This window comes from Nocardioides sp. NPDC057767 (assembly GCF_042798275.1).
Classification (GTDB): Bacteria; Actinomycetota; Actinomycetes; order Propionibacteriales; family Nocardioidaceae; genus Nocardioides.
Genome location: NZ_JBHVKJ010000082.1, coordinates 4,052 through 17,203, shown reverse-complemented (window position 1 = coordinate 17,203; position 13,152 = coordinate 4,052). Strand labels below are relative to the sequence as shown.

The 13,152-nt window shown below is 71.8% G+C and carries 9 protein-coding genes; 6 read left to right on the top strand and 3 right to left on the bottom strand.

The window, feature by feature from the left end; translation table 11 throughout:
• Nucleotides 1-249 precede the first annotated feature (249 nt).
• Nucleotides 250-1,419 (bottom strand): NAD(P)-binding domain-containing protein, encoded by a 1,170-nt coding sequence (locus ACFVDI_RS26695; protein ID WP_378911903.1) that lies wholly within the window; start codon nucleotides 1,417-1,419, stop codon nucleotides 250-252.
• A 116-nt stretch (nucleotides 1,420-1,535) separates the two neighbouring features.
• Here ACFVDI_RS26695 and ACFVDI_RS26690 point away from each other — a divergent pair, with 116 nt between their 5' ends.
• The 5 genes from ACFVDI_RS26690 to ACFVDI_RS26670 all read left to right on the top strand — a co-directional run bounded on the left by ACFVDI_RS26690 (nucleotide 1,536) and on the right by ACFVDI_RS26670 (nucleotide 8,225).
• Complete coding sequence (locus tag ACFVDI_RS26690; protein ID WP_378911902.1) at nucleotides 1,536-2,876, top strand: cytochrome P450; 1,341 nt, start codon at nucleotides 1,536-1,538, stop codon at nucleotides 2,874-2,876.
• An 8-nt stretch (nucleotides 2,877-2,884) separates the two neighbouring features.
• The gene (locus tag ACFVDI_RS26685; protein ID WP_378911901.1) at nucleotides 2,885-4,474 is read left to right on the top strand and encodes a succinic semialdehyde dehydrogenase; all 1,590 of its coding nucleotides are present in this window, start codon (nucleotides 2,885-2,887) and stop codon (nucleotides 4,472-4,474) included.
• Nucleotides 4,471-6,015, top strand: coding sequence for a class I adenylate-forming enzyme family protein (locus ACFVDI_RS26680; RefSeq protein ID WP_378911900.1), 1,545 nt, complete (start codon nucleotides 4,471-4,473; stop codon nucleotides 6,013-6,015). The genes ACFVDI_RS26685 and ACFVDI_RS26680 overlap by 4 nt, the downstream gene beginning before the upstream one ends.
• Entirely contained in the window at nucleotides 6,012-6,842 is an 831-nt protein-coding gene (locus tag ACFVDI_RS26675; protein ID WP_378911899.1) for an SDR family oxidoreductase, read from the top strand. The genes ACFVDI_RS26680 and ACFVDI_RS26675 overlap by 4 nt, the downstream gene beginning before the upstream one ends.
• A gap of 72 nt (nucleotides 6,843-6,914) precedes the next feature.
• Nucleotides 6,915-8,225 carry an APC family permease gene (locus ACFVDI_RS26670; protein ID WP_378911896.1) on the top strand — a complete coding sequence of 437 codons (1,311 nt, stop codon included), beginning with the start codon at nucleotides 6,915-6,917 and terminating at the stop codon, nucleotides 8,223-8,225.
• Here the strand turns inward: ACFVDI_RS26670 and ACFVDI_RS26665 are convergent.
• Together ACFVDI_RS26665 and ACFVDI_RS26660 are read right to left on the bottom strand one after the other, a co-directional pair.
• Complete coding sequence (locus tag ACFVDI_RS26665) at nucleotides 8,148-9,539, bottom strand: PLP-dependent aminotransferase family protein (protein ID WP_378911895.1); 1,392 nt, start codon at nucleotides 9,537-9,539, stop codon at nucleotides 8,148-8,150. The genes ACFVDI_RS26670 and ACFVDI_RS26665 overlap by 78 nt on opposite strands.
• A 39-nt stretch (nucleotides 9,540-9,578) precedes the next feature.
• A complete protein-coding gene (locus ACFVDI_RS26660) occupies nucleotides 9,579-10,151 on the bottom strand; it encodes a hypothetical protein (protein ID WP_378911894.1) in 573 nt (190 codons plus the stop codon).
• Nucleotides 10,152-10,201: 50 nt separating this feature from the next.
• On the opposite strand from ACFVDI_RS26660, the gene ACFVDI_RS26655 reads away from it, so the two are divergent.
• Nucleotides 10,202-13,152, top strand: a 2,951-nt coding sequence (locus ACFVDI_RS26655; RefSeq protein WP_378911893.1) for a DEAD/DEAH box helicase, incomplete at its 3' end; no start/stop codon positions are given.

The following is a 13,152-nucleotide window of genomic DNA, read 5'->3' as shown; positions in this document are numbered from 1 at the left end:
GAACCTGGTCTCGACAAGCTCGACCACCAGAACCTGGTCTCGACAAGCTCGACCACCAGAACCTGGTCTCGACAAGCTCGACCACCAGAACCTGGTCTCGACAAGCTCGACCACCAGAACCTGGTCTCGACAAGCTCGACCACCGGAGCAACACGTGGTCTCGACAAGCTCGACCACCGGGGCACCACATGTCAGCCGAGGGCGAGTCGGAGGCGATGGCGACGGTATGCCGCCGGAGGTCGTCGGACGCTACTTGGCCGAGGCTGCGAACTTCTCGCCCGAGGCGATCGTACGGCTGTCACCGGAGAGCCGGCTCTCCGCCGACCTCAGCGCCTTCGGAGACTCTGCCACCTGAGGATCGGCCAGCTGCCGCCGGACAGCGCGCGCAGCAGCCCGACCGGCCCGGCTGGCCCCGATGGTGCTCGCCGAGGGGCCGTAGCCGACGAGCTGGACGCGCGGGTCGTACGCAGCGGTGACCGCGGTCTGGACGTCGGCGGACTCGCGCAGCAGCGGGATCCCGCCGTGAGAGCTGCGCAGGTGTAGCGGCGCGAGGTGGGTGATCGCGGGCCGGAACCCGGTGGCCCACAGGATCGCATCGACGGGCTCGAACGCACCCGACTCCCAGCGCAGCCCGGACGGTTCGATCCGTGAGAACATCGGCAGCCGGCGCTCGTAGACCCCGAGGCGCGCGGCCTCCTGCTCCTGCGGACGCAGCGAAAGGCCGGTGGCGCTGACGACGCTGGCCGGCGGCAGACCGGCCTCGACGCGCTCAGCCACCAACGCGACCGCCTCGCGCCCGCGATCGGCATCGAAGTCGGTACGCCACACCGGCTCGCGCCGAGTGATCCAGAGCACCGAGGTGACCGGCGCGAGCTCGCCGAGGAACTGCACCGCCGAGGCTCCCCCACCGACGACCGCGACACGCTTCCCGACGAAGTGAGCAGCACCGGGATAGTCGTGGGTGTGCACCTGCTCCCCGAGAAAGCTCGAGGCTCCCGGGTAGTGCGGGACGAACGGCCGCGTCCAGGTCCCGGTCGCGTTGATCAGCGTGCGGGTGAACCAGGTCCGCCCGTCGGCCGAGTGCACCGCGAGCAGATCTCCGACGGAGGTCACCGACGTCACCGAGACCGGGCGCTCCACCGGCAGGTCGTGCAGAGTCTCATAGGTCCCGAACCATGCCGGCACAGCCGCGTTGGCCCGCTCACCGGAATCCCCCGGCGCCCGCCCGTCCGGCAGGTCGGCCACGCCGTGGACGTCGTGCATGGTCAGCGAGTCCCAGCGGTGCTGCCAGGCGCCACCGGGGCGCCGCTCGGCGTCGAGCACGACGTGGCGTACGCCCAGCCGGCCGAGGTGGTAGGACGCCGACAGACCGGCCTGACCGGCACCGATCACCACTGATTCGTAGCTCTCCACGGACATCTCAACAACGCGCCGAAAAAATTCCATACCCACGGAATGCTGCGGGAACACGTTCTACTTGACTACCCTCGACTGAGACTCGGGATCGGGAGGTCGGACACGATGGATGAGACACCATGACAACCGCCGAGACGATTCGCGAGGTCCCACGCCTCGTGCCCGGCGACCGCGGCCTCCCCTGGGTCGGGCGGCTCCTGGACTACTCCCGCGACCCGGTCGGCTTCTACCGGCACCAGTGGGAGACGTACGGCCCGGTCTCGCCCTTCTTCCGGGCCGGCGAGACCGGGGTGGTCGTGCTCGGGCCGGACGCCTGCGAGGCGGTGCTGCGCAACAAGGACAAGGCGTACGCCAACGGGCCGGCCTGGGGGCAGATCGTCGGCCCCTTCTTCGACCGGGGCCTGATGCTGCTCGACTTCGAGGAGCACCACATCCATCGCCGCATCATGCAGGAGGCCTTCACCCGGGATCGGCTCGCCGGCTACACCACCGCGATGCACCCGGCGATCGCGCAAGGCGTGCGCGGCTGGGCCGACGCCCCGGCGTTCCAGTCCTATCCGCGGCTCAAGCAGCTCACCCTCGACATCGCCGCGGACATCTTCATGGGCGGCGCGGCCGAGACCAGCCGGGCCGAGATGGACCGGGTCAACCGGGCGTTCATCGCCTGCGTGCAGGCGGCAGCCGGCGTCGTACGCGCGGATGTGCCGATGACCCGCTGGGGCCGGGCGTTCCGCGGGCGGAAGGTGCTGGAGGGCTTCCTGCGCCACTATCTCCCGGCCAAGCGGGCAGAGCAGACCGACGACATCTTCTCGGTGCTGTGCCACATCGAGACCGACGACGGCAAGCGGTTCAGCGACGAGGACGTCGTCAACCACATGATCTTCCTGATGATGGCCGCCCACGACACCTCGACGATCACCACCTCGACGATGCTGCAGTACCTGGGCCAGCATCCGCAGTGGCAGCAGCGCTGCCGCGAGGAGTCCCTCGCCCTCGGCCCTGCGCCCACGATGGCCGAGCTCGAGAGCCTCGTCAGCCTGGACCTGGTCATGAAGGAGGCGCTGCGGCTGCGGGCCCCGGTGCCGGCGCTGATCCGGCGTACGGTCAAGGAGACCCGGCTCCTCGGTGTCCGCATCCCCGCCGACACCGCGGTGATGGTCGGGGTCCAGTTCAGCCACATGATGGAGGACTACTGGACCAACCCGACCGTCTTCGACCCCGAGCGCTTCGCGCCGCACCGGCGCGAGGACAAGAGCCACCGGATGGCGTGGGAGCCGTTCGGCGGCGGCGTGCACAAGTGCATCGGTCTCTACTTCGCCGGCCTGGAGGTCAAGTCGATCCTGCACCGGCTCCTGCGCGACTACCGGTGGAGCGTCTCCCCCGGCTATCGCGCTCCGCTCGACAACAGCTCGCTGCCGTTCCCGAAGGACGGCAACCCCATCCACCTGACCCGGATCTGAGGAGACCGATGACCACGAAGACAACCGAGGCCCAGAGCGTACGTCCGGGCTGGATCGACGAGTCACGGCTCGCCTCCTGGACCCGGTGGGTGTCGGCTCCGGTCTCCGGCGGCGACGGCGCGCTGACCGCGATCGCGCCCTACGACGCCCGGCCGACCGCCCCGGTGCCGTCGGTCACCGCCGCGGACGTCGCCGAGGCGGCCGCTGCCGCGCGGGCGGCCCAGCCCGACTGGGCCACGCTGGACCTCCGCGACCGCGCCGAGGTCATGCTCCGGTTCCACGACCTGCTGGTCGAGCGCCAGGACGAGGTGCTCGACCTGATCCAGTGGGAGATGGGCAAGGCCCGCTTTCACGCCTGGCAGGAGATCCTGCAGGTCGGCACCATCGCCCGCCACTACGCCAAGCGTGCCTCGGCCTATCTGGCCGACAAGCGGGTCCGCGGCGCCATCCCCGGCCTCACCTCGGTGAAGGAGGTGCGGGTGCCGAAGAAGGTCGTCGGGATCATCTCGCCGTGGAACTACCCGCTCTATCTCGGCGTCGGCGACGCCATCCCGGCCCTGATCGCCGGGGCGGCCGTGATCAGCAAGGCCGACCCACAGGCCCCGCTGACGCTGCTGTGGGCACGAGCGCTGATGGCCGAGGCGGGGCTGCCCGAGCACGTGTGGCAGGTCGTCACCGGACCGGGCGCCGCGACCGGCGAGGCGGTCATCGACAACGTCGACTACGTCGCCTTCACCGGCTCGACGGCCACCGGGCGGATCGTCGCCCAGCGGGCGGCCGGGCGGCTGATCGGTGCCTCCCTCGAGCTCGGCGGCAAGAACCCGCTCATCGTCCGCCGCGACGCCGATCTCGCCCAGGCCGCCCGCGGCACGGTGATGGCCGCCTTCGCCAACACCGGCCAGATGTGCGTCCACATCGAGCGCGTGGTCGTGCACGCCGACGTCTACGACGCCTTCCGCCAGGCCCTGGTCGCCGAGACCGAGAGCCAGGTGGTCGGCCAGGCCTTCGACTACTCGGTCGACGTCGGGTCGCTGGCCTCCCAGGCCCAGCTCGACAAGGTCACCGCCCATGTCGCCGACGCGGTCGCCAAGGGTGCGACGGTGCTCGCCGGCGGCGAGCCGCTCGCCGAGGTGGGTCCGTTCGCCTTCGCCCCGACCGTCCTGGAGGGGGTCACCTCCGAGATGGATCTTTGTCTGGGCGAGACCTTCGGCCCGGTCGTCGCGCTCTACCGCGCCGACAGCGACGAAGAGGCGGTGCGGATCGCCAACCAGGGCGAGGCCGGGCTCTCCGCGAGCGTGTTCAGCAAGAACGTACGCGAGGCCGACATGATCGCCCGCCGCATCCGCGCGGGCGCGGTCAACATCAACGACGGCGCCGCGCTGGCGGCCGGCAGCATCGAGGCCGGGATGGGCGGCATGGGGTCCAGCGGGCTCGGTCGCCGGCACGGCGCGGACGGTATCCGGAAGTTCACCGACGCCCAGACCCTCGCCGCCTCCCGGATGGGTCCGGTCGGTCCGCTCAAGGGGCAGACGGTCGAGAAGTTCGTGCAGCTCGGCAACGGGCAGCTCAAGGCCCTGCGGAAGCTGGGGGCACGATGAGCGCGCCGACGGGGCCGGGCGAGCACAACCTGGCGGTGCTGGCCGAGGAGTCCTACGCACGTCACGGCGATCACCAGATGGTCTTCTTCGAAGGAACCTGGCACTCCTCCAAAGAGATCGCCGAGCGGTCCGCCCGGGTCGCCGGCGGCCTACGCGACCTCGGGATCGAGCCCGGCGACCGGGTCGTGGTGCTCACCATGAACACCCCGGAGGTCTTCGTCAGCTATCGCGCTCTGTGGCGCGCCGGCGCCGTGGTGACGCCGGTGATCTTCCTGCAGACCCCGCCGGAGCTGCGCCACATCCTGGAGGACTCCGGCGCCAAGGCGGCCATCGTCACGCCCGAGCTGGTGCCGCTGATCCAGGCGGCCTCCGAGGGCCTCGACCTCACCGTCATCGTGGCCGGAGACGTCGAGGAGGAGGCGGGGGTGGTGGCGTACGAGAGCCTGGAGAGCGCCGAGCCGATCGAGATCGCGCCGCGTGGCGACGACGACCTCGCGGCACTTCTCTACACCGGCGGCACGACCGGGCGGGCCAAGGGCGTCATGCTGAGCCACCGCGGCCTGTGGGAGTCCGGGCACGCCCTGCACCGGGTCGGCGAGAGCCAGGGCACGACCCGGTGGCTGCTGCCGCTGCCGCTCTCCCACGCGTACGGCCTGATCGTGGTCATCAGCGGGATGCACTCCTCGCGCCCGCAGAGCTCGGTGGTGCAGCGGTGGTTCGACGCCAAGGGGTGGCTCGAGCTCGCCCAGGAGCACCGGGTGGAATCCAGCACGGTGGTGCCGTCGATGCTGCAGATGCTGCTCGACCAGCCCTACCAGGACTACGACCTGAGCTCACTGCGCTCCTTCGGCAGCGGCGGCGCACCGCTGCTTCCGGCGCTGCGGGAGAAGGCCGAGGAGGCCTTCGGGGTGACGATCCTGGAGGGCTACGGCTGCACCGAGTCGAGCGCGGTGATCGCCGCATCGACGCTCGAGGAGTCGCGGCCGGGCAGTGTCGGCAAGCCGCTCTCGCACGCCGAGGTGATCATCGCCGGCCCCGACGGTTCACCGGTGCCCACGGGCGGGGAGGGCGAGATCTGGGTGCGTGGTCCCGGGGTGATGCAGGGCTACTGGAACGACCCCGAGCAGACCGCCGCGACCGTTGTCGACGGCTGGCTGCACACCGGCGACATCGGCCACTTCGACGCCGACGGCTACCTCTACGTCGACGACCGGATCAAGGACCTGATCATCCGTGGCGGGTTCAACGTCTTCCCCCGCGACGTCGAGGACGCCCTCCTCGCCCACGAGGCCGTCACCGCCGCCGCGGTCGTCGGCCGCCCGGACGCCCAGCGCGGCGAGGAGGTGGTCGCGGTCGTCGCGCTTCATCCCGGCGCCCGCACCACGCCCGAGGAGCTGATCGCGTTCGCGAAGACACGTCTCGCCGCCCACAAGTACCCCCGCGAGGTGCGGATCCTCGACGCCGTGCCGGTCACCAGTGTCGGCAAGACCGACAGGAAAGCCGTACGCAGCATGGTCCGCACCACCGAAGGAGAGTCATGACACGTCAGATCGAGGGTTCCTCCGTCATCGTCACCGGCGGCGCGCGGGGCATCGGCCGCGCCACCGTCGAGCGGCTGGCCCGCGCCGGGGCGAAGGTGGCCGTGGGCGACCTGGACCCGGACCTGCTCGCCGACGTGGTGGGCTCGTTCGGGCCACGTGTCACCGCGGCGCGTCTCGACGTCACCGACCCCGCCTCGTGGCGCGGCTTCCTCGACACCGTGGCCGACCTGGGGCCGTGGGACGTGCTGGTCAACAACGCCGGGATCATGCCGCTCGGGTCGGTCCTCAAGGAGGAGGACGCGCTCACCCGGGCCATCTTCGAGGTCAACGTGCACGGGCCGATCAACGGGATCAAGGCGGTCGCCCCGGCGATGGTCGAGCGGGGCCAGGGCCACATCGTCAACGTCGCCTCCGCCGTCGGCCGGGTACCTGTGCCGGACGCGGCGACCTACTCGGCCTCGAAGTTCGCCGTCGTCGGCTTCTCCGAGGCGCTGCGGATGGAGCTGGCCCCGGCAGGGGTCGACGTCTCCATCGTCTTGCCGACGGTGGTCCAGACCGAGCTCGCCGACGGAGTGCCGCCGGCCAAGGGGATGAAGCCGGTCACCGCCGAGGACGTCGCGGAGGCGATCGAGTCGGTCATCCGCGTTCCGCGGCCCGAGGTCTGGGTGCCCAACTGGACCCAGACCCTGACCAAGATCACCCAGGCGATGCCGCGCCGGTTCCAGGACTTCGTCGACCGGGCCACCAACGCCTCGCAGCTGCTCGCCGGCGTCGACCCGGCGGCGCGAGCGGCCTATGAGGAACGGGTGCGAAGGAACGTACGCTAGGCCGATTGGCCCAGGAGGCGAAGGCCCGATTGGCCGGGCGCCGAAGGCCCCGCTCTCACTAGCGTTCTCGTCGTGAAGAACGACGGACTCTCCGTGCCCCAGGGCGCGGCTCTCACCCTCGGTGCGGTGCTCGGCACCGGTGTCATCTCCCTGCCTGCGCTGGCGGCGAACGAGGCCGGACCGGCCTCGCTCGTGGCCTGGCTGGCCCTGATCCTGCTCTCGGTGCCGCTGGCGGCGACCTTCGCCGCACTGGGGGCGCGGCACCCGGACGGTGGCGGGGTCGCGACGTACGCCCGGCTCGCCTTCAACCCGCACGTCGCCACCATGGTCGGCTGGGCCTTCTACCTGACGATCGGCGTGGGGGCGCCGGTCGCGGCGGGGTTCGGCGGGGCGTACGTCGCCGACGCCTTCGGTGGCGGCCAGAGCATGTCGCTCGCCGCGACGGCGGCGATCATCCTGCTGGTCACCGTCATGAACTGGTTCGGGATCAAGGTGTCCGGGGGCGTGCAGCTGGCGATCGCCGGCGCCATCGCCGTCCTGCTCGCGGTGGCGGTCCTGGTGGCGCTGCCGCATGCCGAGCTCGGACGGCTGACGCCGTTCGCGCCGCACGGTTGGGGCTCGGTCGGGACCGCCGCGGCGATGCTGGTGTGGGCGTTCGCGGGCTGGGAGATCCTCTCCTCGCTCTCGGCCGAGTATCGGGACCCGGAGCGCGACATCCGGCGGGCGACGTTCCTCGCGCTCGGCGTCGTGACGGTGCTCTACCTCGGGATCGCGTTCGCGACGGTCGCCTCGCTCGGCGCCACCTCCGGTGCCGCGCCGCTCGCGGACCTGCTCGTCCTGGGCTTCGGGGAGCCCGCACGACCGGTGACCGCCGTCGTCGCCGTGCTGCTGACCATCGGGGCCATCAACGCCTACTTCGCCGGAGGCTCACGACTGGGAGCGTCGTTGGCCCGCGAGGGCGCGTTGCCGCGGTTCCTGGCCGACCCCGCGACCGTCATCCCGCGCCGCTCCCTGCTGGCCATCTGTGCCGTCGCGCTCGGTTCCCTCGGGGTCATCTGGGTCGCCGGCACATCCACCGACGCCCTTCTGCTGATGGCCTCGGGCACCTTCTCCCTGCTGTACGTGGTGGGGGCGGCGGCCGCGCTGCGACTGCTTCCTCGTGGCAGCGGGTCGTGGTGGGCGGCGGTCTGCTCGATGGTCGCGGCGCTGGTGCTGCTGGGACTCACCGGAGCCCACCTGCTCGGCCCGGTCATCTGCGGCGGTGCCGGACTGGTGTGGTCGCTGGCCCGCTCCCGCCGGGTCGCATCACGCCCAGCCCGCGAGCTCGCCCAGGCGCTCGAGCCCGCGCGGGAGGGTCTGTGTCCGGACGGCTCCGTAGCCTAGGAAGAGCCCGTCGCGGCCGGGCAGCAGGCGATGGGCGCCGATCGTGTCCAGCACCAGGCCCTCGGCCGCGGCGCGTTCGGGCAGGTCGGCGGGAATCTCCGCGTAGGCGGAGAGGTGCAGGCCGGCCGCCGACGGGAGCACCTCGACCGGCCAGGCACCGAGATGCTCGAGGAGGATAGCGCGGCGCTCGGCGTACGCCTTGGACGCCTTGCGCACGTGGCGGGCGAGCAGGCCCTCCTCCAGGAAGCGCGCCAGGGCGGCCTGGGGCTGAACCGGGCCGAAGCCGTCGCCGAGCTGCTTGGCGGCCAGCAGGCTGTCGACGAGGGAGCCCGGGGCGACCAGGTAGCCGGTGCGCAGGCTCGGCAGCAGCGACTTGGAGAAGGTGCCGACGTAGATCACCCGGCCCTGGTCGTCGAGGGCGTGCAGCGGCTCCAGGGGTCGCTCGGTGAACCTGAACTCGCTGTCGTAGTCGTCCTCGACGATGCCCGCGCCGTGGGTGTCGGCGAAGGCGAGGAGCGCTCGGCGGCGTGGGAGGGAGAGGCGTACGCCGAGCGGGAACTGATGGCTCGGGGTCGTGTAGACGAGCCGGGCCTCCTCGGGGAGCTGCTCGACGATCAGGCCCTCCTCGTCGACCGGGACGGGCACGACGCGGGCACCGTGGGAGGTGAACAGGTCGATCGCGGACGCATAGCCCGGGTCCTCGACGGCGACGACGTCACCCGGCTCGAGGAGCACCCGTGCGACCAGGTCCAGCGCCTGCTGGGTGCCGCTGGTGACCACGATCTGCCCCGGGTCGGCCCGCACCCCGCGGTGGTAGGCCGCCGTGTGCGCCAGCGCCTCGCGCAGCCTCGGCAGCCCGGCCGGAGAGGCGTACGTCCCGGGGTTGTGGCCGCGCAGCCGCGACTCCGCAGCGAGGATCCGCCGCCAGGTGTCGAACGGGAAGAGCTCGGCGTCGGGGATCCCCACCCGCAGGTCGTACGTGGGGACCGCCGCCTCCCCGCTCGTCGGCCGCGGCGCCCACCGCCAGCCCGGGCGCGGTCTCAGGGATCCGGGGACGCTGGCCCGCGGGCTTCCCGCGGCGGCCGCGACGTACGTCCCCGCGCCCACGCGTGACTCCAGGAACCCTTCGGCGACCAGGCGCTCATAGACCGTGGCGACGGTGTTGCGCGAGATCCCCAGATCGGAGGCGAGCGCACGGCTCGCGGGCAGCCGGTCGCCCACCTTCAGCCGCCCGTCGGCCAGTGCGTCGCGCAGCGCGCTGTAGAGCGACGCGGATCGTTCGGCGCGGTCGGTCAGGTCAAGCGCGAGGTCCACAGCGGGATTGGACCACATCCCTGTCGGCGGTGGGGGCTTTCAGCTCGGCAGCCCCAGACGCGCGATGATCTTCTCGGCCACCTCGGCTGCCGACAGATCGGTGTTGTCGATGACGAAGTGCGGGAGGTCGAGCGGGAACGGCACCTCGGGGCCCGTCGAGAGCTCCCAGCGCTCGTTCGACCCGATGACGTCTCCGCGCGCCCATTCGGTGTCGCGCTTGGACGGCTTCGCGGCCAGCCGCTCGGGGGTGCCCTCACGGGCGAGCCGGACGGTCACGTCGGCGTACAGCTCCACGAAGTCGATCCGCGCTCCCACCTCGACCGCGGGCGCGATCATCCACTCGACCTCCGCGGTGTCCGCGGGGACGTCCAGCGCCCAGGCGAAGGTCAGGATCAACCCCGGGAGGTCGTACGCCACCGCCTCTTCGATCACCCGCCTGCGGAACTCCCTCTTCAGCCTGTTGAACGGCTCGGTCCCCCAGTCGAAGACCTCCAGCAGCGGCTCGATCGTGGCGTGGTTGTGCAGGAGGCGGTAGGTCGTCCGGGAGGCGATCTCCCGGCCGACGCTCATCTTGCCGACCGCTTGCGGGCCGAAGAGGACGACGAGGTGCATGAGGTCAGTGTGGCCGGTGAGTGTCGGTGGTCGCGACTAGGTTTGTCCTCATGAGCGACACGTCTGAGGCGCTGGCGCGGTTCAGCGACCCGACACGTACGTGGTTCCAGGCTGCCTTCGCGGCGCCGACCGCGGCGCAGGCCGGTGCCTGGGAGGCGATCGGAGCGGGACGCAACGCTCTGGTGGTGGCGCCCACCGGGTCGGGAAAGACGCTCAGCGCCTTCCTGTGGTCGATCGACAAGCTGCTGACCGAGCCGGTTCCGGAGAAGAAGCGGCGCTGCCGGGTGCTCTACATCTCCCCGCTCAAGGCCCTCGGCGTCGACGTCGAGCGCAACCTGCGCAGCCCGCTGGTGGGCATCCGGCAGACCGCCGAGCGACTGGGCGTCGACGCGCCCGAGGTGCGCGTCGGGGTTCGGTCCGGCGACACGACCGCGGCCGACCGGCGGCGCCTGACGACCGCTCCACCCGACATTCTGATCACCACCCCCGAGTCGCTGTTCCTGATGCTGACCAGCCAGGCGCGCGAGATCCTGCGCAGCGTCGAGACGGTGATCGTCGACGAGGTCCATGCGGTCGCGGCGACCAAGCGCGGCTCCCACCTGGCGCTGACCCTGGAGCGCCTCGACGCCCTCCTGGAGAAGCCGGCCCAGCGGATCGGGCTCTCGGCGACCGTCCGGCCACTGGAGGAGGTCGCGCGCTACCTCGGCGGCTCCCAGCCGGTCGACATCGTGGCGCCCCCGGCGGAGAAGCGGTGGGACCTGAGCGTGGTCGTGCCGGTCGAGGACATGACCGCCCCGAGCCCCTACGGCGAGGACGAGGACGACGACCCCCAGCGGGCCTCCTCGATCTGGCCCCACGTCGAGGAGCACGTCGCCGACCTGGTCACCGCCCACCGCTCCACGATCGTCTTCGCCAACTCCCGCCGGATCGCGGAACGGCTGACCGCTCGGCTCAACGAGATCGCCTCGGACCGGGTCTTCCAGACCGGACCGCCACCTGCCCAGGTGATGGCGCAGTCGGGACAGTCCCACGGCGCGGCCCCGGTGATCGCCAAGGCCCACCACGGCAGCGTGTCCAAGGAGCAGCGCGCGCTGATCGAGGACGACCTCAAGTCGGGCCGGCTGCCCGCGGTGGTGGCCACCTCGAGTCTCGAGCTCGGCATCGACATGGGAGCGGTCGACCTCGTCGTCCAGATCGAGTCGCCGCCCAGCGTGGCGTCCGCGCTCCAGCGCGTCGGGCGGGCCGGCCACCAGGTCGGCGAGGTGTCTCGCGGGGTCCTGTTCCCGAAGCACCGCGGCGACCTCGCTCAGACCGCAGTCAGCGTGCAGCGGATGCGGCAGGGCCTGATCGAGTCGATGAGCCTGCCGGCCAACCCGCTCGATGTGCTCGCCCAGCAGATCGTGGCCGCCACGGCGCTGGACACCTGGGACGTCGACGAGCTGTTCGCGCTGGTCAGAAGGACGGCGTCGTACGCAACCCTCCCTCGCTCCGCCTACGACGCGACCCTCGACCTGCTCGCCGGGCGCTACCCGAGCGAGGAGTTCGCCGAGCTGCGCCCGCGGATCGTGTGGGACCGCGTCGCCGGCACCGTGACCGGACGCCCGGGTGCCCAGCGGCTGGCCGTCACCAGCGGCGGCACCATCCCCGACCGTGGTCTCTTCGGCGTCTATCTGGTTGGTGAGGGGGTGGGCCGGCGGGTAGGCGAGCTCGACGAGGAGATGGTCTACGAGTCGCGGGTCGGCGACGTCTTCGCGCTGGGCGCGACGTCCTGGCGGATCGAGGACATCACCCACGACCGGGTGCTCGTGACCCCGGCGCCCGGGATCCCGGGGCGGCTGCCGTTCTGGAAGGGCGACTCGCTCGGCCGGCCCGCCGAGCTCGGCGAGGCCGTCGGCGCCTACACCCGCGAGCTCGCCGCGATGCCCGCCAAGAAGGCCGAGGCGCGGGCGCAGGAGGACGGTCTCGACGCCTACGCGGCCGCCAACCTGGTCACCTACCTGCACGAGCAGGCCGAGGCCACCAACATCCTCCCCTCCGACAGCAACATCGTCGTCGAGCGGTTCCGCGACGAGCTCGGCGACTGGCGGCTGGTGGTCCACTCCCCCTACGGCCGTCCGGTTCACGCCCCGTGGGCGCTGGCGATCAATGCCCGGATCCGGGAGCGCTACGGGGTCGACGGGCAGGCCATCGACAGCGACGACGGCATCGTGATCCGCCTGCCCGACACCGACGCCGAGGCGCCGACCGGCGAGCTCATCGTCTTCGAGCCGGACGAGATCGAGGATCTGGTCACCACCGAGGTCGGCGGCTCCGCGCTCTTCGCCAGCAGGTTCCGCGAGTGCGCGGCGCGGGCGCTGCTGCTCCCCCGCCGCGACCCCGGCCGCCGCTCGCCGCTGTGGCAGCAGCGCCAGCGCTCGGCGGCCTTGTTGGAGGTCGCCTCCCAGTACCCGAGCTTCCCGATCATCCTCGAGGCCGTGCGCGAGTGCCTCCGCGACGTCTACGACCTCCCTTCCCTCGTCGGCCTCCTCCGGCGGATCGAGCGCCGCGAGATCTCGATCGTCGACGTCGCCACCCCGACCCCCTCTCCCTACGCCCAGTCGCTCCTGTTCGGCTACGTCGCCCAGTTCCTCTACGAGGGCGACTCGCCCCTCGCCGAGCGCCGCGCCGCCGCTCTGACCCTCGACCAGGGTCTCCTCGCCGAGCTGCTCGGCCGCGCCGAGCTCCGCGAGCTCCTCGACCCCGAGGTCCTGGCCGAGGTCGAGTCCGAACTGCAGCGCCTCGCCCCCGGCCGGCAGGCCCGCGGCGCCGAAGGCATCACCGACCTCATCCGCACCATCGGCCCCCTCACCCTCGACGAGATCACCGCCCGCACCACCCTCGCCGAGGCGTCAGCCGCGTCGGGCGAAGCGTCAGCCGCGTCGGGCGAAGCGTCAGCCGCGTCGGGCGAAGCGTCAGCCGCGTCGGGCGAAGCGTCAGCCGCGTCGGGCGAAGCGTCAGCCGC

What these genes read in the sequence shown, in the direction of transcription:
- ACFVDI_RS26695 (WP_378911903.1), bottom strand. Translation starts at nt 1,419, where the DNA reads ATGTCCGTGGAGAGCTACGAATCAGTGGTGATCGGTGCCGGTCAGGCC.
- ACFVDI_RS26685 (WP_378911901.1), top strand. Translation starts at nt 2,885, where the DNA reads ATGACCACGAAGACAACCGAGGCCCAGAGCGTACGTCCGGGCTGGATC.
- ACFVDI_RS26690 (WP_378911902.1), top strand. Translation starts at nt 1,536, where the DNA reads ATGACAACCGCCGAGACGATTCGCGAGGTCCCACGCCTCGTGCCCGGC.
- ACFVDI_RS26680 (WP_378911900.1), top strand. Translation starts at nt 4,471, where the DNA reads ATGAGCGCGCCGACGGGGCCGGGCGAGCACAACCTGGCGGTGCTGGCC.
- ACFVDI_RS26660 (WP_378911894.1), bottom strand. Translation starts at nt 10,151, where the DNA reads ATGCACCTCGTCGTCCTCTTCGGCCCGCAAGCGGTCGGCAAGATGAGC.
- ACFVDI_RS26675 (WP_378911899.1), top strand. Translation starts at nt 6,012, where the DNA reads ATGACACGTCAGATCGAGGGTTCCTCCGTCATCGTCACCGGCGGCGCG.